19 protein-coding genes are annotated in these 19668 nt (G+C 48.3%); 18 read left to right on the plus strand and 1 reads right to left on the minus strand.

The features are described from left to right. Position 1: 1 nt before the first annotated feature. The 14 genes from MKX74_RS04975 (at position 2) to tnpA (ending at position 13022) form a co-directional block, all read left to right on the plus strand. Entirely contained in the window at positions 2-1987 is a 1986-nt protein-coding gene (locus MKX74_RS04975) for a hypothetical protein (RefSeq protein ID WP_341177692.1), read from the plus strand. Between the two features lie 85 nt (positions 1988-2072). After that, positions 2073-2732: a LysM peptidoglycan-binding domain-containing protein gene (locus MKX74_RS04980; RefSeq protein WP_341177693.1), complete on the plus strand. Its 660-nt coding sequence runs from the start codon at positions 2073-2075 to the stop codon at positions 2730-2732. Next, a complete protein-coding gene (locus MKX74_RS04985) occupies positions 2729-3706 on the plus strand; it encodes an XkdQ/YqbQ family protein (protein WP_341177694.1) in 978 nt (325 codons plus the stop codon). The genes MKX74_RS04980 and MKX74_RS04985 overlap by 4 nt, the downstream gene beginning before the upstream one ends. Continuing rightward, positions 3699-4106 carry a hypothetical protein gene (locus tag MKX74_RS04990; protein ID WP_133568530.1) on the plus strand — a complete coding sequence of 136 codons (408 nt, stop codon included), beginning with the start codon at positions 3699-3701 and terminating at the stop codon, positions 4104-4106. Before MKX74_RS04985 ends, MKX74_RS04990 begins: the two co-directional genes overlap by 8 nt. After that, positions 4099-4557: a DUF2634 domain-containing protein gene (locus MKX74_RS04995; protein WP_028591117.1), complete on the plus strand. Its 459-nt coding sequence runs from the start codon at positions 4099-4101 to the stop codon at positions 4555-4557. Before MKX74_RS04990 ends, MKX74_RS04995 begins: the two co-directional genes overlap by 8 nt. Beyond that, positions 4557-5708: a baseplate J/gp47 family protein gene (locus MKX74_RS05000; RefSeq protein ID WP_341177695.1), complete on the plus strand. Its 1152-nt coding sequence runs from the start codon at positions 4557-4559 to the stop codon at positions 5706-5708. Before MKX74_RS04995 ends, MKX74_RS05000 begins: the two co-directional genes overlap by 1 nt. Positions 5709-5917: 209 nt before the next feature. Next, entirely contained in the window at positions 5918-6454 is a 537-nt protein-coding gene (locus MKX74_RS05005; RefSeq protein WP_341180515.1) for a YmfQ family protein, read from the plus strand. Continuing rightward, positions 6447-8987: a hypothetical protein gene (locus MKX74_RS05010; protein WP_341177696.1), complete on the plus strand. Its 2541-nt coding sequence runs from the start codon at positions 6447-6449 to the stop codon at positions 8985-8987. The genes MKX74_RS05005 and MKX74_RS05010 overlap by 8 nt, the downstream gene beginning before the upstream one ends. Before the next feature lie 12 nt (positions 8988-8999). Next, complete coding sequence (locus MKX74_RS05015; RefSeq protein WP_341177697.1) at positions 9000-9455, plus strand: hypothetical protein; 456 nt, start codon at positions 9000-9002, stop codon at positions 9453-9455. 86 nt (positions 9456-9541) lie between these two features. Then, positions 9542-9718: a hypothetical protein gene (locus MKX74_RS05020; protein ID WP_341177698.1), complete on the plus strand. Its 177-nt coding sequence runs from the start codon at positions 9542-9544 to the stop codon at positions 9716-9718. 310 nt (positions 9719-10028) lie between these two features. Continuing rightward, entirely contained in the window at positions 10029-10403 is a 375-nt protein-coding gene (locus tag MKX74_RS05025; protein WP_025679084.1) for a hypothetical protein, read from the plus strand. Positions 10404-10407: 4 nt separating this feature from the next. After that, entirely contained in the window at positions 10408-10635 is a 228-nt protein-coding gene (locus MKX74_RS05030) for a hypothetical protein (RefSeq protein WP_341177699.1), read from the plus strand. 655 nt (positions 10636-11290) lie between these two features. Then, entirely contained in the window at positions 11291-12250 is a 960-nt protein-coding gene (locus MKX74_RS05035) for a glycoside hydrolase family 25 protein (protein ID WP_341177700.1), read from the plus strand. Positions 12251-12536: 286 nt separating this feature from the next. Continuing rightward, positions 12537-13022, plus strand: coding sequence for an IS200/IS605 family transposase (gene tnpA / locus MKX74_RS05040; RefSeq protein WP_341177416.1), 486 nt, complete (start codon positions 12537-12539; stop codon positions 13020-13022). A gap of 208 nt (positions 13023-13230) precedes the next feature. On the opposite strand, the gene MKX74_RS05045 is transcribed toward tnpA, so the two are convergent. Beyond that, entirely contained in the window at positions 13231-14256 is a 1026-nt protein-coding gene (locus tag MKX74_RS05045; protein ID WP_018885083.1) for a LacI family DNA-binding transcriptional regulator, read from the minus strand. Positions 14257-14947: 691 nt separating this feature from the next. Between MKX74_RS05045 and MKX74_RS05050 the strand changes: the two genes are divergently transcribed. From MKX74_RS05050 to MKX74_RS05065, 4 genes are all read left to right on the plus strand, one after another. After that, a complete protein-coding gene (locus MKX74_RS05050) occupies positions 14948-16294 on the plus strand; it encodes an ABC transporter substrate-binding protein (protein ID WP_341177701.1) in 1347 nt (448 codons plus the stop codon). Between the two features lie 254 nt (positions 16295-16548). Next, complete coding sequence (locus MKX74_RS05055; protein WP_025679080.1) at positions 16549-17442, plus strand: carbohydrate ABC transporter permease; 894 nt, start codon at positions 16549-16551, stop codon at positions 17440-17442. Continuing rightward, positions 17442-18260: a carbohydrate ABC transporter permease gene (locus MKX74_RS05060; RefSeq protein WP_018885080.1), complete on the plus strand. Its 819-nt coding sequence runs from the start codon at positions 17442-17444 to the stop codon at positions 18258-18260. Before MKX74_RS05055 ends, MKX74_RS05060 begins: the two co-directional genes overlap by 1 nt. 54 nt (positions 18261-18314) lie before the next feature. After that, positions 18315-19667, plus strand: coding sequence for a GH1 family beta-glucosidase (locus MKX74_RS05065; RefSeq protein WP_341177702.1), 1353 nt, complete (start codon positions 18315-18317; stop codon positions 19665-19667). Position 19668 lies beyond the last annotated feature (1 nt).

Below are 19668 nucleotides of genomic sequence, written 5' to 3' on the forward strand. Positions count from 1 at the left end.
GATGGATGAAGCGGTGAATTACCGTATGAAGCTGGTTATTGATCCTAAGAATGTCGTAAAGGCTAACCGCGAGCTGAGAGCGATGGAGCGCTATTTTGAGCGTATACAGGGCCGGGTCATGAAGATTGGCCGCACTCGGATGGTGCCTGAGATTATGATTAGGGATTATGCCTCGAAGCAAATTGACGGGGTGTTGGGGAAGCTGAGTCAAATGAAATCAGCTGTCCTTGATGCTAATTTGAATATTAATATGGGATCGCTTGGTAGTGTCAAGCTTACTGGGACTGAAGGACTTGAAAGAGCATTAAAAGCAAACACAGCCGCGCTGATAATGTCTCCTTCTGGTCAAGCCAAAGGAGATTCACCTGCTAAAACGGATAATGGCTGGGTAGGTAAAGTTAAATGGCTTACCGATAATACAGGAATTGGTCCTGTAGCATTGGCTGGGGAAGCACGGGAATGGACTAACTCGTTTTTCGGTTTGAAGGATAGATGGAAAAAAAATAAAGAAGAAAAAAACGGTACCCCTCCTACTGATAGTCCAAATCCCAATCAAAATGGAAATTCTAACCTGACCAAACAACTCTCTCAGATTAGATCAGCTGTATACCAAGTGAAGAACAGCATTGATCGCAAGCAACTGATTTGCAATTGCGGTCCTGGTCAATTTACGGGTGGAGGTAGAGGCGGTAAAGGCGGCAAGGGCGGCAAGGGCGGCAAGGGCGGTAAAGGACCTAAAGGAAATAAAGGCGGTAATAACGGTGGGAATCGCAGGAATGGGCCATCGGGTAGCCCTGGTGGCCGCAGGATACCAGGAGGAGCTGATTCTAGGAGAGAGCGAGCCCAGAACCCAGAGTCTGCACGACGGGAGCGGGAAAGAAATGCTCCTGATCGTACTAGACGTGATGTGAGTAGAGGGTCGAGCCCGAATGGGGGGGGGCCTAATTCAAGAAACAGAAGAGGACGTGGCCGAGGAGCAGGTGCGTTGGGCTTGGCCTCCGGTATGTTGGGAATGGGCGGCGGCATGGGGGTGCCGGATTTTGGCTCATTACTGGATACTACAAGCGAACTTGCTGAACGTATGGGGGGCAGCAGCAAAGCGCTGAAGGGAATTGGAAAAGTGGCAGGCTTCGCTGGTGGAGCAGTGGGGATTGCAATGGATGCAGCCAGCATTGTCACAGCCAAGCCAGGAAAGGAAAGAGCGCAGGCTATTGGCTCCACTGTAGGCGGAATTGCTGGAGGGGCACTCGGCGGCGCGATTGGATCAGCGATCCTACCGGGAGTAGGAACGGCTGTTGGTGCGTATGTTGGCAGCATGGCAGGTGACTTTGTCGGCGGGAAGATCGGTGGATTTGTTCATGACAAGCTACCTGTCATCAAGGATACCTTCAAACAAGGCAAGGATTGGTTTACGGAAAAAGCAGGCAAGTTTGGCAATGCTGTCGGGTCTTTCTTTGGTAAGAAAACACCTAGTGGGCCTTCCCCAGGGATAACTCCTTCGAACCATGAATTTAGTGGTAGCAGAGGGGGCTTTTCTCAAGGCAGTGGTGGGTTAATGGGTTTAATGAATACTGACGCGCTCAAAAAGGGACTTATGCCTTTAGCAGATATGTTCGGCTTAAAGGGATTAGCGGATAAATTCAGTGGCTTCTGGCAAGAGAAAGGGCCAGCCATTAAGGAAAATCTAAAAGATAAAGTAGCTGTACGAAACAATGCTTCAGCACTTTCCGCAGCGACAAAGAACGGCCAGCAGATCCCGCAGATTGTACAAATCAGTCCCGAGCAAATGGGTCAGATTTCAGGATACCTCCAGAATTTCAAGAAAGACACGATCAATAACGTCAGTGTGAACTTCCCGGCAGGAGCCGTACAAATGAACGTTCATGAGAATGCTATTGATATTGGATCGATTGTGTCCCAGGTTGCTGCCCGTCTGGATGCTGAATTGCGTAAAGCACAGCAAAATCGCAAGCCTGCTCTTCCATAGCTATCATAATTAATTTATACAAATATCTTACACATGGCAGAGCACAGGATCAGCTTCATGGAATTTGTCAGGAAGGAGGCAGGCAATGGATTTTATATTAAAGGATGGCGCGGGAAATGAATTTAAATTTCCTGTAAATCCTGAAGAAGTGAGTATTTCGAGGCAAAAAGGCTTTGAGACGGTAAATATTTTATCTCATGGGGAGTACGATTTTGCACAAGGAGAGAAGGTGAAGGAGATTTCCTTCTCTTCTTTTTTTCCTATGGAATATGATGAATCCTTTTGTAATTGTAAGGTCGATGAGCTGCCGGACCCGCAGGAGGCCATGAATACAGTCAATACCTTCCTGCTGTCCGCACAGCCACTACAATTCATTATTACAGAGACTGCTGTCAATGTTCCTGTAATTGTATCTTCACATCAATCTACGTTCCGGGGTACAGAGCCAGGTGATGTGTCTTTTGATATTACGCTACGAACCTGGCGGGATATGAAGCTTGCACGTAAGCTTGGCAGCAATGGTAGCTCGACAGGCAGCAAGAGCATAGATAATAAGAAGCCGCGCACGGATTTGAAGGTATCCAAGAAGAGTTACACGGTCAAATCAGGAGATTCCTTATCCAAAATTGCCAAGCTGGAGCTGGGGGATAGCTCGCAATGGACTCGAATCTATAAATTAAATGAAAAAACCATCGGCAAGAATCCGAATTTGATCAAGCCGGGGCAGAAGCTGGTGCTGCCATGAGCTACAAGGTCATTATTGATAATCAATACGATGTAACCCCTTTTGTTGAGTCTATCTCACTTCGGGATTCACTGGAGCAGATTGCCTATCAGGGAACCGTCACATTGGTGAATACATCCGAGCTCCCCATATTCAATCCAGGTATGTCCATTCGGGTTAGCGGCATTCCTTATGGCAAGCATGATTATGTTCGGTTGTTGCACCCAGCTGTGATCTGGGAGGCAGAGAGTCAGAATAGCGGGACCAAGCGCTTGACTCTGACCTTGTATGACCGCACGGTCTATTTGGATAAATCGGAGGATGAATATTTATTCCCGGCCAAGCAGACAGCCTCAAAGCGCTTTCGGAAATACGCCAGTGATTGGGAGATTCCAGTGGCGTCCATACCAGATACCGAAAAGTCTCTTGGAAAGGCTGTGTATCGCACGCAATCCATCTATGCCATGATGCTTGCTGACTTACGTGAGACCGCTAGGGCAGGGGGAAAGCTGTATCATCCACGAATGATCACTTCGGGACTGGAGCTGTATGAGCTGGGTACCAATAAGGATGTATATTTGCTAGAACAAGTAACGGACACAACCCAATCCCGAACGCTTGAGGGAGCCGCTACGAAAGTAAAGGTACTTGCTACCTCAGCTAGCGAGACGGGAAAAGAGGTACCCTCCAAGATACTTGCGATTCAGACAAAAGATACGGATAAATACGGCACGCTTCAAGTGATCATTCAAGATGATGAGGTCAAATCGGGTGCGGCTGCGCAAGAGCTGGCCAAGAGTCGCTTAGCAGGCATTCAACAGACCATCTCCGTCACGGCACCAGATATCAACACCATTCGTGCAGGGGATGCAGTAATGCTAGGTAGCTTGCGCCTGATCGTCATTTCGGTCAGCCGTGAGTTGGGCAATCCGGGCAGTATGTCGCTGGAACTCGGCACCTATGGAGATGTAAAAAGGAGGTTTTATCTTGACTAAGGACCCTTATGTACACTTGGCTTCTGCCATCCAGTCCTCCTTCTCCAAGCACACCAAGCAGGCAGTGGACGGTCTGGGAGCAGTCCTGGGGACGATTACAGCCACTGGATTGAAGCTGGATGACTTCAAGCATGAGATTCAAGATTATCTGGTGGCCGAGCTGCCTGGTCTGCTGTCGATGCCACGGCATATGTTCAAGGGAACATCGACCCGTGTGCAGGAGCCTTACTGGGAGGATAAGACGATGAATACCTCCTATTATTTTGACGAGACGGAGATTGAAGAGGTCAATCTGCAGTTGGACAAAGGCCTGAAGCCCGGAGACCGAGTGCTGGCAGTACGGGTGAATAGCGGCAATGATGTCGTGGTCGTATGCAGGGTGGTGAGTGGAGGTGGCTAACCTATTTCCCGAGACAGAAGAGATTTTGGATGTAGATGTAACAGAGCTAGATACGTTGGCAAGCCAGACAGCTGTATTTGGCCGGAGCTGGCGTTTTGATTTTGCAAAGGGCGAATTCGTGCTAACACCGACCGGAAAGGTAGCGATGACGGATGAGAAGGATGCGTGGGTCATCTGGTGTGAAAAGGCCGTACGAACCCCGCGTTACCGTCATATTATCTATTCTCGCGATTATGGCAGCGAGCTTGAGGATTTACTGGGTAACAGCTACAGCCGAGCTGTAGTGGAAAGTGAAGTCAGACGAATGGTCAGTGAGACGCTGCTCGCAGATGCGCGTACAGCTGGCGTGGATCAGTTCGAGTTCAGCTGGGAGCAGGATGCCTGCAGATTCAGCTGTCGCATTCGGAATGTGAGAGACGAGATCGAAACGATAGAAAGTGTGGTGATCTAATGGCAACCTTGCCTGAGTATTTGCAGGATCAGACAGAGGATGAAATTATGCGGCGGATGCTGGAGCGGGTGCCTTCGGATTTGGATAAATCCGAGGGCTCTTTTATTTGGGACGCTCAGGCTCCAGTCGCTTTTATGCTGGCAGAGGCTGCGGTATGGGCGCAACAGGTGCTGGAACGTGGCTTCGCCAGCTCGACCTATGGCGATTATCTGGATCTGCGTACAGCGGAGCATGGAGTGAATCGCCGACAGGCTGTCGCTGCTGCAGGACAGGTGCGTTTTACAGGAACAGCAGGGGCAGTGGTGCCCAAGGGAACGGTCGTAGCGACACCAGCCGATGAGATATCCAGTGAACAGTCGGTCGAATATGCGACTACGAATGATGTGACACTGGGTAGCACGGGTGAAGCACGGATTCCTGTGACGGCTGTTGTGGCTGGCAAAAATGGCAATGTACCCGCAGGCGTCGTGACCGTCTTGGCAACGGCTGTAAGCGGGGTAAGTGCCGTGACCAATCCCGAGGAGATTACAGGCGGCGCTGATGTGGAATCGGATGAATCGCTGCTGGAGCGTTATCTGCTGCGTGTCCGCAATCCGGGGACGAGCGGCAACAAGGCGCAATATGTGCAGTGGGCAAGTGAGATTCCAGGCGTCGGCGGTGTACGGGTAAAGCCGCTTTGGCAGGGGCCGGGTACGGTAGGGATCTATCTGCTGGACAATGACAAGCGAGCAGCCAATGCAGAGATTGTAGAGGCTGTTCAGGAATATATTGACCCGACGATGGATGGACAGGGCGAAGGGACTGCCCCCGCGGGACCTGTCATTACGGTGCAGCCTGCACAGGAGGTCCGCATTAACATTAGCGCCAAGCTGACATTGGCCTCCAGTGCCAATCTGGAGGATGTGAAGCAGCAGATCGAGCAAGGGGCACGCGAATACTTTAAGCGAATTTCCTTTGGCTCGCCTGCCTCGCAGGATTCTCTTGTTCGTTATACCCGGATTTCGGCGGTGCTAATTGATATTCCGATGATTACAGACTACAAGGAGCTTCAGGTATTCAAGGCTACGGACCCCGGCGGGGAAGCAGACACGAATATCGAGATTTTCGAGGGGCAGGTCGCGGTGCTGGGAACTGTGAACGTATTTGAATAATGTCTGCGCCAACTATAAGCCACCATCAGAAACAGTGAGCAATATGAACCAGGCAAAGTCTGTAAGCGAAATAGAAGCGCACACGCGATAGGTAAGCATACAGCAGCTAGAAGATGCTGAGTAATATATGACAGCAGTGTCATATAGGGAAAGGAGGAGATTGCTTGTCAAGTAATATATATCCGGTCACAAGTCCAGCTGGGCTGGAGATGCTGTCCTTTGTACCTGCCTATTACGAAGCGTCACGAATCGTCAGGGCAGACATGGATGCCAAGGGCAAGGAGCTAGATCAGTTGACCCGGGCGCTGAATGAGACACTGGATCAATTCTTCGTGCGAACAGCGACGTGGGGACTGGAACGCTGGGAGCAGGAGCTTGGAATCGGTACGGACCATCAGAAGCCGCTGGAGCAGCGGCGGGCTGTCGTGGAATCGAAGCTGCGTGGATCGGGGACCTTTACCGGGAGATTCGTCAAAAATGTAGCCGAAGCCTATGACAATGGCACGGTGGACGTAACTTTTCAACCGAGCGAATGGTCATTCACAATCAAGTTCATCGATACGGTCGGCATTCCGCCCAATCTGGATGACCTCAAGGCGCTGATCGAAGAGATCAAGCCCGCGCATCTCGATGTTGAATTCGAGTTCCGCTATCTGGTCATTCGAGAGATTCATGAGGTAATCCCGCTGAAGGAGATGCAGGAGATTCCTTTACACAAATTTGCAGGAGGTGTAACCATTGTCTGAGAACACGCCAAAGCTTGATTTGCTTATGAAAGACCCCGTCCTCGATGGACATGAGTATTTTAATGTAAAGACGATGATGAATGATAACTGGGAGAAGATTGATGCTTTTGCCGATACCGTGGATCGTGAGGTGAAGGAGCTCCAGCAACGCCTTGATACAGAGCAGCGTAAGGAAATTACGCTCCAGCCGGGGCTTCAGATTATAGAATCGGACAAGACCGTACCGTTTCACCTTACCGGCCTGAAAGGCCGGACGTTGGTAAATTTGCTGGGGCGTAGAGGGAGTATGGATTCACTAACTGGATGGTCTACCACTTCCGGGACATCTGCCGTAATTGACACAACCTTGAAATCCCAAGGAACAGGTAGTGCTAAAGTTACTATTACTGGTACTAATGGGACCTTGTACATGCCATTAAACGGTATTGTTGATTTTACGAAGCATCACCTGATTGTGGCAGATCTTCGTAAAGGTGATTCTACGCACGTATCTATGTCGTTCTGGAATGGAACAGGTAATTATGGCTTAAAGACAGTTACCGCGAGCACTTTTACACCCACATTCATACTCGTACCTCCGAATCAATTCAATGTATCAGGTACGAATAATTTGCAAATATCAGTCAATGGTGCAACAGGTCAGTACAGTTATGCAGATGCAGTAAGGGTCTATGCGATTAGCGCAGATGAGTATGCTGCTCTAGGAAATATGAGTGCTGAACAAATTGCAGCTAAATATCCTTATGTAGATAGCGTAAAACCAGTGCGAAATCCTTATGTGATTCGGTATGGGGAGAACTTGCTCCCATCGTTTTATGAGTGGACATCCTCATCATCTACATCTCTGGTAAAGGTCTTAGCCCCATATAGTGGTGTTTTAAATGCTTCAAAAACAATCAACGAGGCGGTATACGTAGACATAAAGTTGTTACCCAACACTACGTACACGATGTCGTGTACGTCAGGGAGGTTATTTTGTACTCTGACATTAATAAATGGCACATCTCCCCAACGGTTTATAACGGATGATGGCGGATCAGTAACCTTTACTACGCCAACTGATATTTCTTCAGCTCGATTACAACTACTAAATCTTGTGTCCTACACAGACATAAACAATCCAAACACTTTTGTGTATTCAGCAGGTACGTATACAATGGTTAATCCTATTCTAAGCGTTGGCAGCGAGGTCTTACCCTTTGTCCCACGCGAAGATAGTATGCTTGCACTGCAGACAGACCTATACGCCGATCCACTGACGGGAGATAATGCTGATAGCGTGTATGAGCGTGATGGGCAGTATTACAAAAATAAAATTTGGAATCGAGTATTGTTAGATGGAACTTGGCCTTGGACGCTTGGCAGCAGCCCTACGGGTTACAAACTCGTGTACACAAACATGACTGCGCCATATAATCCGACGATGTGGAACCCAGCAGGAGTAAAGTATGATGGCAAAATACTTAATAGAACTGGAGGGGCTGATAACCTGTCGGGGAACGCAGGCGGCACCCTTGTACAAATAGGTATATCCAACTTGGACAGTGGATGGGGAGACAACTACAACGACCTAACAGCGGACGAGATCAAAGCATTTTTCATGGGCTGGCGTATGCGCGATCAGGTCACCACGGCTCCATTTAACGGCGGTGTAAAGGCATGGGGCAGTTTGATGTCTGGCGGCACGGACTACTATACCAATACGCTGCCTACAACTGTAGCGCCAGACTTTAGAGTGCCTTATGAGCTTGTGTATCAGTTGGCTACACCTACCACTGAGCCTATCGTGAGCGAGGGACAACTCGCAGTGAATGAGGGTAGCAATCAAGTAGAGGTAGGGACAGGGATTGTACTGCGTGAGAACGCCCAAGCGGCTAAAGACGCAGGCGGCAAATGGAACCTTGGTAATACCGCTGCATCCGCGACAGCAGTAGGCTTCAAAAACGTAGCTTCAAAGGTTCTAAACGTATATGAAAACGGTAGAGAGGATGCGGGATGGATTAAGGCATCTATAGCTCAAGAAATCACTGCTGGCGACACATACAACCAAGAAGCTGCTTATTCCGTTACCTATCTAATGCGTGATACATCGCCTGCAGTGCCTTTCGTCGGAAGTGTGTCGGACAACGAAAAAACGCTGCTCAGTGATCTTGTGCAAGATATGCAACAAACGTTAACACGAGTTAGTGTCGTGGAGAACAAAAAAGCGGAGAATGACAGTCCAGCATGGATCGTGCCGATCTTCCTAAATGGGTGGGTTGCCTATGGAAGTGGTAGTAGATCAGGCTTCTTAAAAAGAAGTGATGGCATAGTAATGGTTGAGATCATAGCTATGTCAGGTGCTGACAATAGTACAGTTTTTATACTGCCTCCTGGTTACAGACCGAGCCAAACTCTTCAGCGTGCAGGTCTCACAAGTAATGGTACAACCAGAGTCCCTGCAACGGTAGACATTCTGCCAGATGGTCGTGTCAATGTGTATGGGACATATACAACGGCCCTTAATCTTGCGTTTTCATTTCTTGCTAAATAGGAGGCTAAATAGGTGAAGTTAGCAATCAAAGTCAACACAGAAGGAAATTTGACAGAAGTTGAGCTAGTGGACGACTCATTTAACGGGGTCGTCCCTTTTTATGATGATCCACTGCCTGACGATGAGGGTAACACGCCTGAGCCCCAGCTTGCTGGATACACGGTAAGCATTCCCGCGCCGGATGGACTGTACCAGCCACGCTTCGATCTGAAGGCTTGGGAGGCTCACCAAGAGGCTGTTCAAATCGCAGAGCAAGCCTATCAAGAAGCTATCCAGCAATGGAACGGAGAGAGCGAGCAGCCCGAATACCGTGCTCCCCAGCAGCCAGAACTGTGGCTAGAAGCCTTATCCGAGGACGAAGTTGCCGAGTTAAAGCAACCAGGTCACCTAGTAAGCGAGACAGATCTGCTCAAGGAGCGCTTGTCGGATCTGGAGATTGTACTGTCAGAGATGCTCCTCAAAGGATGACAATGGCCTCAATACGATGATCGTTTCGTAAATTGAGATTACGAGAATCAAGCAATATACACCAAAATAAAAGGGAGGTGGTTAGTATGGCTATTATGTCCATGGCAATGATTCGGATCTGTGCCAATGCGTGTATCACGCGTTATGAGCGTGGTGAGGGCAGCATTGGGGAAATTTTAGGCTCGTATACGCTGGATGATCAGAATCGAAGCTTGGTCAAGGCGGAGATTTATGTCCGACGACCAGAGCTGGCTGCATCTTAAGGAAGTCGTAACATTGGGTGTTAAGTCGGGTAAGGGTTGATTTGAAATTTTATGAAATTAATACACTAAATACGAATATCACCCGGAAGAGCTCTTCCGGGTATTTGCTTTTTTTGCACCACATCAGGGCTATGAGCCATACAGAGGTTCATCGGACAACATATCTTGTACTAGAGCATTTAATATAAATCGACGATCAATTGAAACTCTCATGAAATGACCACATATAGCAGCGTGCAAGGCTAATATGTGAATCACAATAGATACAAGCCCAAGTCCATCCATTACAGCAGGCAAGGAGGGAGACAGGATGGAGCATAACCGAGGAGGGAAGGCCATACCGGAAGCAGATTTGTTAACGGAAATTCGGGTTCAGCTCGCTCGTATTGAGGAAACGTTGAAGACGTTGTCGACGCTCGCCACTACATTGGAGATCGCAAAGGAGACGGCTAAAGAGGCACTCCAAGTGGCAAATAACGCCAAGCAGCGGATTGATCTGCTGGAGCCAGTCAAGGATACGGCTGATGAGGCGCTGCGTAATGCCAATATTGCACTAGAAATATTGAGCAGGCAGGAAGAAGACCAAAAATGGTTCAGACGGACATTCTATGGCGCGATTATCACGGCGGTTGGCGGTGGCGTTGTCGTAGCTGTCTGGGCGGCCATTACAGTGACGGGAGGCTGATCCTATGGAGAATCTATCCAACGATATACTGACGCTCGCAGCTCTTGTAGCGGCCTATGTAGGGGTGGCGCGAAGCTTCGCGCTGCCGGACCGCTGGGTCCATATAGCGGCGCTGCTCATTGCAGCTGTCTTTGTGCTCGTGCCGGAATGGCTGCGCATGAACCTGGTGCAAATATCAGTGATCGGGCTTAGCGCTACAGGCGCCTATCAATTTGCCAAGAAGAAGGACTGAACATAGATAGAGGATGCAAGCACCAAATACGAGCACCTAATGCAAGCTCCTAATGAAAGTATTAAAACTAGCATTGGATACAAAGATAACCTAGAAGCTGATCCTTATTGGATCAGACAGTCACGATAGGGAGAGTGAGTAGTCCAGGTTGTACATAAGTTGAGGAGCAATCAACTCTGCTTGTGAAAATGGAGAAACGATAGCCGCCGTCTTTGTTTTTGGATATCCACCGCTATAAGTCACTTATATTGGAGATATGTGGAGATAATCGCGGCGACATTTCAAGCATTCACCGCAGTTGAAGGGCCCGAGCCCATATCATATTTAGTTCAATCTATGTAACGGATCGTTCAGTCGATCTATTTCAGCATACTTCTCACACCGGGTCCTTTTTTTGACCTAATCTATTTCATGTGTAGTGGTCTGGAGAGCGTGAAGATTAGCGAAAAGCGGGGGAGCCCTAGAGAAACGAAGTGTCCGCCTTTAAGCTTGTTGTTCATCAACTGCCCATATTAGATCAAAGAACAACAGGCTTAACAGCGGTCGACAGGGCTCCCCGCTTGCAGCGACTTTACACTCACATTTGATTGGATCGAATGACAGACACTCACAAGATGATTACAAGACTACCGTAGCAAGAAAAGGAGGTTACGATATGCAGGATAAAAAAGCTAACGCCGCAGAAGGGATCGACGTATCCCGTTACCAGGGTACCGTCGATTGGCGCAAGGTTAGAGCTGCTGGCAAATCATTCGCTTTCATTAAGGCAACACAGGGCAGCACCTACCGGGACCCGAATTATACCACTAATGTAAAAGGTGCGAGAGCAGCAGGCGTACTGGATGGTGCCTATCATTTTGTGGATGCGACCAGCACCGAAGAAGCCGTAGGGCAGGCACAGAATTTTGCCAAAGCCTTGCAGGATGCAGGGGGGGCTTCCTCCTTTGCCTTTCCGCCAGTCATGGATTACGAGAATAATCCTGCGAATCTGAGCAAGGCCCAGATTAATGCTATTGCCAAGAGCTTCCTGAACGAGCTGGAGCGGTTGACTGGACGCAAGCCGATGATTTATACAGGTAATTCTTTTGCGAATCAGTTTGATGCGTCCCTTGGGAGCTATACGCTGTGGATTGCCCGTTACAGCACGACAAGAGTTCCTGCTGATACCCCGGCATGGAAGCAATGGGATTTTTGGCAATATAGTGATAGTGGTCGTGTGAATGGTATTCAGGGGGCCGTAGATCTGAACGTCTATCGTGGGACCGAGCAGGAGCTTCGTCAGGCCTATGGACAGAAGGAGGAGACACCGATGACCGAAGAGGAAAAGAAACAAATGCAAGCGTTGCAGCAGCAAATGGCAGCTCTGGAGCACAGTCGTGACGTGCTGAAGCAATCTGTTCTGGAGCAGGCAGCACATATCAAGCAGTTGGAGACTCGCATCGGCGAGCTTGAGGGCAGACAGCAGCTAGAGACGCCGGCCTGGGCCAAGGAGGCTATGGAAGCTGCTGTTTCCTACACGCCTGCACAGCCCATCGTTGACTCTTCCATGAAAAGCAGCTTTACGTTTTATCGAATCCTAGTCATTCTGCATCGCCTTGGTCTGTTCCGCAAATAGAAAGCGACTTGCTGGGGAAAAAATCCAAGAATATTGCGCATGATTAATGCGTGAGTTTAATGCAGGAATAGTGACATACTCATCCAGCGAACATCATTCTTGTGCAGATAACAAATAAGCTTTACGGGAGATTTGCCCGTAAAGCTATTTATTGTTGTAAAAAGAAAACCATACGCTATGCGTATGGTTCGGGAGAGCTTTCAGCGATGTATTAAAAAAATCCCTCCTGGTGTTACAATAAATTTGGTTCGCCAACCGAATTTATCGCACAATAGGAGGGATACAGATGTCATCTGATGTGAACAGTTTAGCACATACAAAATGGAATTGTAAGTACCACATTGTGTTTGCCCCAAAGTATAGACGACAGGTCATTTACGGAAAGTTGAAGCAAGATATAGGTAGAATATTGCGACAATTATGCGAGAGAAAGAACGTAGAAATAATTGAAGCAGAGGCGTGTAAGGATCATATTCACATGCTAGTGAGTATTCCACCGAAACTAAGTGTGTCCGCTTTTATAGGATATTTAAAAGGAAAGAGTAGCTTAATGATTTTTGATCGACATGCCAATCTGAAGTATCGGTATGGGAATCGGAAATTTTGGTGCAAAGGATTTTATGTGGACACGGTGGGAAGAAACAAGAAAGTGATAGAAGAATATATCCGCAAACAATTGCAGGAAGATATCGTCGCGGAACAAATAACAATGGAAGAATACATCGATCCATTTACAGGAGAAGAAACCAAAGGTAATCGAAAGAAGAGATAGAAAAAACCCCTTTAGGGGTAGCGGAAAAAGTAGTGCGGTTGGCGAATCATTCAATGCCCTTTTAGGGCTGGCCAGTAACAAAGGCTTTCAGCCGCAGAGCAAACCACCCGTTATACGGGTGGTTCTGATTTTGAACTAGTTAAGCTAGCTCGATTGGCTACAATTCACCTTCGCATAGTTTGCACGTTAATGGAGAGTGTATTCCCCCTTACACACCCGCAATATCCAAAGCCCCGCACGATTCCCGAACAACCAGCTCAGGCTCCACCTTAATGCATTGATTTTCCATCTGCTTATTCATCAGATCGAACAGGACCATCGCGGCCAAGCGCCCGATTTTGTCCGTATCCTGCTTCACAGTGGTAAGTGGTGGATCGGTGTAACGACAGGCCTCAATATCATCACAGCCCACGATGGCAATATCCTCTGGAACACGCAAGCCCGCTTCCTTGAAGGCCCGCATGGCACCAAATGCTAGTAAATCCGTGACGGCGAAGACCGCTCGCGGTAGCTGTCCCTGTGCAATCATCTGCTTGGCCGCCTCGTAGCCCTCCTCTGCTGCATAACCCTTGCTATATGCCTTCCATTCTGGCCGGCTGTCTATGCTGAATTGCTTGAGCGAGCTATAAAAAGCCTCTTCGCGCTGCTGCATAACCAAGGAAGGACGCTCAATGCCGATGAACCCCATATCCCGGTAGCCATTCATATAGAAGTGCTCCACGACCTTGGAGGAGATCTTCCGATTATCTGACATGATATAGCAGGAGCTAGGCCCGGTCAGTTCAATATCTACCCCGATACACGGAATGGGACTGGCGTCCAGATCAAATACGCTGCGTTCCACTTCATCCCCGGCAATAATAATGCACCCATCGACCTGAAAATACTTGGAGCGAGCAAGATAATCCTCACCACGATCCAGAAATTTCTCATTGGAGAAGAAGAGCAGGTCGTAGCCTAATAGACCAATCTGCTTTTTGAAGGCATTAATGACCTCTACGAAAAAAGGATGGCTGAAATCCACGTTCAGCTTACCTGCGAACACGACACCAACGAGATTTGACTTCTTCGTAGCAAGCGTCTTGGCCGAGGACGACGGACGGTAGCCGGTCTCCTCCATGATCTTGAGCACACGCTGGCGTGTCTCCTCACTGATATCGGGATAATTGTTAATAATCTTCGATACTGTTGCAACAGATACGCCGGCTATACTGGCAATCGTCTTAATATTCATAATGCATCCTCCGGCACCTAAACTGGTTTAGTGGCATGTCTGATTTACGTTTCATTACTCATCTGCCTGTATTTTATGCTACTACACAAGGAGAGTCAACAGTACTTTTATAGGATGTGGGTAGATGATTCAAGGATTTCAGACTGTGGAAAGGCGCTTTTTTAGGGTTCATCCCGAAAAAAACTAGCAATTTTCTTCGATTATTCACTAAATCAAACGAATATTCACTAAAATATACGAAAAGGATCTACCAGATAGGGGATATGCATTAGAGGACTTACATGTGAGGGAAAAGTATTTCTTCAAAGGTTCTATAACGTTCTATAACGTTTCTTTCAGCGTATTACCAAAGGATTATTGTAGAAGGGTCATTATCTACAGGATGATTTTTTGCCAGAAAATATAGTAGGGTTCTTGGCATGGGATTCGGTATTATTCCTTTATTATCAAGGAGGATTAGCAGTAATACCAGGCAGTCATATTAGTGGATGCAGCGGATGTGTAACATGAATTTCTAACAAGAACATTCATGGTGCACTTCGCCTTGTAGCAGGTGATTCCAAATGACAGCTTCGTCAAAAAAATTTGAAATAAGCTATTTACAAAATTCCATGTGAGGTACATAATGGGGGTGTAAATAACGAAACTGATTTCGTTAACATCAACTCATACCAAGTTGGGGGATTCAGACATGCTGAAAAAAATTTTGTCATTGTCTATTGTAACCGTTTTAATTTTGGTGCTGGCTGCATGTGGCGGCTCTAGCAGCTCCAGTAGTGATGGAGAGCAGGGGCAGAGTGCGGGCGGCAAGGTTACCCTGAAGATTATTCACTGGCAGCAGGAGAATATCAACAACTACATTAAGGAATTCAACAAGAAGTTCGAGGAGAAATATCCAGAGGTAACGGTGGAGTATACGACGGTTCCGGCAGATGCGACTTATGATCAGCTGATGCAGACTCGTATGAATGCTGGTGCAACGGGAGACGCGGATATTATTCCACTGAAATTCAGCTTTGTGGGTGCCCCGCAGGAATGGTCCCCTGGAGCAGCTGACCCCATGTGGAAGCAATGGATCGACGCAGGGCTAATTGCTGATCTGAGTGATCAGCCGTTCATCAAGAACTACAATCCGGTAGACGTTGAGAACGCAATGACGTATGACGGCAAGGTATACGGCGTTAATATGGGGAAGGTTGCGTTCACAGGACTGTACTACAACAAGGAAATATTCGCTAAATACAATCTTGAAGTTCCAACCACATGGGATGAAATGCTGAATGTCATGAAAGTGCTGAAGGACAACGGTGTTGAGCCGATCGGACTGGCAGGCAAGGACGTATGGCCGATCAACCTTGCGGTGCAAGGGTTGCAGGCTTCCATTCATGATGATCAATTAGCCTATATTAAAGGCCTATGGACGGGGGAGAGCAAGCTAACCGATCCAGTGCAGCTGGAGGTGTTGGAGAAAGCCCAAGTGCTGATGAACAATGCAATGCCAGGCTTTATGGGTGTGGACTATGGAACACTGCCAAGTCTGTTTGCAACCGGACGAGTAGCCATGATCGCCGATGGTACGTGGGATGCAACAACGATTCAGACGGCCAATCCAGAGCTCAAATTCGGATATTTCCCGATTCCAGGCAGCAATGACCCTGCGAAGAACAAGGATTTGGCGGGCAAATACGATATGACGTGGATGGTAGTCGAGAATTCTCCGAAGAAGGATTACGCCCTGAAGTGGCTTGAGATGCTGTCTGAAAAGGAAAACTACACGGATTTCGTGAACACAGCAGGCTTCCTGCCGACACAATCCGATGTGGCGCTCACCAGTGAGTTCATTAAGGAAATTCAGCCGAATCTGGATAACTTCAAGCTTTCTTGGGATCAGCTGTTCATTAATCGCCAGAACGTCGGACAGTTCATCTCCGAGTCCAGTGTACATGCTGAATTCCTGACGCCAGCAGGACCACTGGCAAGTCCGAAGGAGCTGGCCGAGAAGTCTCAGGCCGATTGGGATGCCGCTGCTCCGAAGTAAGTAAGTAAGTAAGTAAGTAAGCTTGTCAGTTAGACAAACAACTTGTCAGTCAGACAAACAAACAGCTGTTCACATAGAATTCGATATTATAGCTCACGAACGCGCCGGAATCACGCTCAGGATGTATGCCTGCTATCACATCGTCCCGGGCCGTGTTCCGGCGTGAGCTATGTTTGCAGGAGAATGTGTGCCCCTGAAATACCTATATCAAATAACAGATGATCAGATTCAACGAAATGAAAGGTGTGAGAACGATGTATCCTTTCGGAAAAGGAAAAGCACGGCTTGTCCCGTACCTGTATTTGGGCATTCCACTGCTGTTATATGCTTTGTTTGGCTTTGGCCCTTCGCTGGTTACGGTGTTATTCTCCTTCACGGACGCCACAGGGGTAAGGGGACAATCCTGGAGCTTTGTCGGCCTTGAGAATTACCGGACATTCTTCAGTTCCTCCAATTCAGGGGATCGGATTGCTGCGATTGGGCGTTCGCTCTATTTTGCGTTCGCCGTGGTAGTGATTCAGAATGCCGTGGGTCTGTTCATGGCGATCCTCATTAACAAAAAGCTCAGAGGAGATACGTTCTACCGAGCTGTATTCTTTCTTCCAGTCGTGCTTGGTGTTACGGTATCCGGCCTGATCTGGCAGCTCGTTGCTAATCCGCTCGGCGGACCTGCGCAGTCGATATTGAACTTTTTTGGAACGAGCTCGAATTTCTTCGGAGACTACAATGTTGCCTTTGAGCTGATTATTTTCGTGCAAATCTGGATGTATATGGGCTATTCCATGACCATCTTCCTGGCCGGGCTGCAATCCATTCCATCGGATCTGTATGAGGCAGGCTATATGGACGGAGCATCAGGCTGGAAGGCGTTCAAGAACATTACGTTCCCGATGATTGCTCCAGCGTTCACGGTGAATATGCTGCTGTCCATCATTGGTGCGCTGCAGACGTTCGATATTATCTACGTCCTGACCGGAGGCAAATTCAATACGACGACCCTTGCCTTTGATGTCTATGCGACAGCGTTCGGCACGGGTACCTCGGATTATGGTCTGGCATCTGCGGTTGCCATGATTCAATTCCTGTTTGTATTCGTTATTTCGATGGTGGCTCTGTATTATCTGCGTAGAAGAGAGGTGGAAATGTAATGAAGGAGAGCAAGGTCACACGTACTGTCAGTTATGTCATCGTATTGATCATGCTGGCATTGTACATTTTCCCTCTATTCTATCTGTTCAATGTCTCCATGAAGACGCAAAGTGAATATTTACTTAATCCTGTGGCACTGGCTGAAGGGATGCGCATGGAGAACTTCACGGAGGCATGGGAACGCGGGAATTTCTCGCAGTATATGTGGAACAGTGTGCTTTACACCGGAGTATCGACTGTGCTCACACTAATGCTGTCTGTCTTTGCGGCATTTCCACTTGCACGGAGATATGTCAGATTCAGCAGTCTGATCTATGTATTTTTCTTAATCTCGATGTATTTGCCGAATCCTCTGATTCCGCAATTCTCGTTGATTAACAGTCTTGGTCTGTACAATACACAGATCGGCTTTATTTTACTGAAGACAACGGGGACGGGGATTGCCTTCCTCATGTTCACAGGATACATCAAGTCCGTGTCCCGGGAGCTGGATGAGGCGGCTGCAATGGACGGCTGTGGCTATACACGTTATTTGTTCACGATCCTCATACCTCTAATGAAGCCAATTCTGGCTACGGGCGTGATCCTGACGGCTATCGGTGTATGGAATGACATTATCGGACCGACGATCTATCTGTCAGACCCGTCCTATCAGCCTGTCACCAAGGGCTTGTTCACCTTCTATGGACAATACATGAATAACTGGCCGCTGCTGGCATGTGGGATTCTGATTGTGACGTTGCCGCTGGTAGTGCTCTATGTGCTGCTGCAGCGCTTTATTGTGGGTGGAGCAATGGCGGGGGCTGTGAAGTCCTGAGTATACCAGGAGGAAGTAATCATGCTATAGGCAGGGAAAGGAAGGGTTTGTGCGATGGGTAATCATGCTTTGGTTTTTCCAAATGACTTTATATGGGGGACATCAACCTCTTCATTCCAGATTGAAGGAGCAGCCGCTGAGGGGGGCCGCGTGCCTTCTGTGTGGGATACGTTCTGTCGTATTCCTGGCAAGGTGGTAAATGGGGATCACGGTGATATTGCGTGTGATCACTATCACCGCTATCAGGAGGATATTGCTTTGATGAAGCAACTAGGCTTCCAGTATTATCGTTTCTCTGTTGCCTGGCCGCGTATTATCCCTGCACCTGGCGTTGTCAATGAAGAAGGGTTGGCGTTCTATAGCCGGTTGTTGGATGAGGTGGAGCAAGCTGGACTCATCCCTATGCTTACACTGTTCCATTGGGACCTTCCGCAATGGCTACAGAATATGGGTGGCTGGACCCATCGCGGGGTACTGGAGCATTTCCGGCTTTATGCAGCTACGTTGATGGATCGCTTCGGAGCGCGTATAAGCTGGTGGAATACTATTAATGAGCCTTATTGCGCGTCGATTCTTGGATACGGGACTGGAGAGCATGCGCCGGGACATCAGAACTGGTATGAGGCGTTCGCAGCTGCTCATCATCTGTTGCTCTGCCATGGTATTGCGATGGATTTGCATCGGCAAAAGGGATTATCGGGTCAGATTGGAATTACGCTCAATATGGAGCATGTAGATGCAGCGTCCGCATCCAATGAGGATGTTGCAGCAGCCGCTCGACGGGATGGGTTCCTGAATCGTTGGTTCGCTGAGCCAGTCTTTCACGGAAGATATCCAGAGGATATGATCGCATGGTATGGAGAGCATGTACATGGGATGGATTTTGTACAGGAAGGAGATCTGGAGAAGATTCACCAGCCTGGCGACTTTCTGGGAATCAATTACTATGCGCGTTGTGTGGTCAAGGCAGCCGTCAATGACAGTCTCTTACAGCTGGAGCAGATCAAATTTACTGAGCCGGTCACAGATCTGGGGTGGGAGATTCATCCGGAATCCCTGTACAAATTGCTAAAGCATGTGGAGCAGAATTATACCAAGGGGCTGCCGATCTTCATTACTGAAAATGGTGCCGCCATGAAGGATGAGCTTGTAGAAGGCGTAGTTGAGGACATGGAGCGGCAGCAGTATATTCATGATCATCTGGCTGCCTGTCACCGTTTTATACAAGAGGGTGGGCAACTGAAGGGGTACTACGTGTGGTCCTTCCTCGATAACTTTGAGTGGGCGTTCGGTTATAGCAAGCGTTTTGGCATTATCTATGTCGATTACGGCACACAGCAGCGTACTCCAAAGCAAAGTGCGTATTGGATGAGCCAGGTCATTGCCGCCAACGCGCTGGAGCAGTGAG

This window comes from Paenibacillus sp. FSL K6-1230 (assembly GCF_038002385.1).
GTDB lineage: Bacteria > Bacillota > Bacilli > Paenibacillales > Paenibacillaceae > Paenibacillus > Paenibacillus massiliensis.

What these genes read in the sequence shown, in the direction of transcription:
- MKX74_RS04975 (WP_341177692.1), top strand. Translation starts at nt 2, where the DNA reads ATGGATGAAGCGGTGAATTACCGTATGAAGCTGGTTATTGATCCTAAG.
- MKX74_RS04980 (WP_341177693.1), top strand. Translation starts at nt 2,073, where the DNA reads ATGGATTTTATATTAAAGGATGGCGCGGGAAATGAATTTAAATTTCCT.
- MKX74_RS04985 (WP_341177694.1), top strand. Translation starts at nt 2,729, where the DNA reads ATGAGCTACAAGGTCATTATTGATAATCAATACGATGTAACCCCTTTT.
- MKX74_RS05000 (WP_341177695.1), top strand. Translation starts at nt 4,557, where the DNA reads ATGGCAACCTTGCCTGAGTATTTGCAGGATCAGACAGAGGATGAAATT.
- MKX74_RS05005 (WP_341180515.1), top strand. Translation starts at nt 5,918, where the DNA reads ATGCTGTCCTTTGTACCTGCCTATTACGAAGCGTCACGAATCGTCAGG.
- MKX74_RS05020 (WP_341177698.1), top strand. Translation starts at nt 9,542, where the DNA reads ATGGCTATTATGTCCATGGCAATGATTCGGATCTGTGCCAATGCGTGT.
- MKX74_RS05025 (WP_025679084.1), top strand. Translation starts at nt 10,029, where the DNA reads ATGGAGCATAACCGAGGAGGGAAGGCCATACCGGAAGCAGATTTGTTA.
- MKX74_RS05030 (WP_341177699.1), top strand. Translation starts at nt 10,408, where the DNA reads ATGGAGAATCTATCCAACGATATACTGACGCTCGCAGCTCTTGTAGCG.
- MKX74_RS05035 (WP_341177700.1), top strand. Translation starts at nt 11,291, where the DNA reads ATGCAGGATAAAAAAGCTAACGCCGCAGAAGGGATCGACGTATCCCGT.
- tnpA (WP_341177416.1), top strand. Translation starts at nt 12,537, where the DNA reads ATGTCATCTGATGTGAACAGTTTAGCACATACAAAATGGAATTGTAAG.
- MKX74_RS05045 (WP_018885083.1), bottom strand. Translation starts at nt 14,256, where the DNA reads ATGAATATTAAGACGATTGCCAGTATAGCCGGCGTATCTGTTGCAACA.
- MKX74_RS05050 (WP_341177701.1), top strand. Translation starts at nt 14,948, where the DNA reads ATGCTGAAAAAAATTTTGTCATTGTCTATTGTAACCGTTTTAATTTTG.
- MKX74_RS05055 (WP_025679080.1), top strand. Translation starts at nt 16,549, where the DNA reads ATGTATCCTTTCGGAAAAGGAAAAGCACGGCTTGTCCCGTACCTGTAT.
- MKX74_RS05060 (WP_018885080.1), top strand. Translation starts at nt 17,442, where the DNA reads ATGAAGGAGAGCAAGGTCACACGTACTGTCAGTTATGTCATCGTATTG.
- MKX74_RS05065 (WP_341177702.1), top strand. Translation starts at nt 18,315, where the DNA reads ATGGGTAATCATGCTTTGGTTTTTCCAAATGACTTTATATGGGGGACA.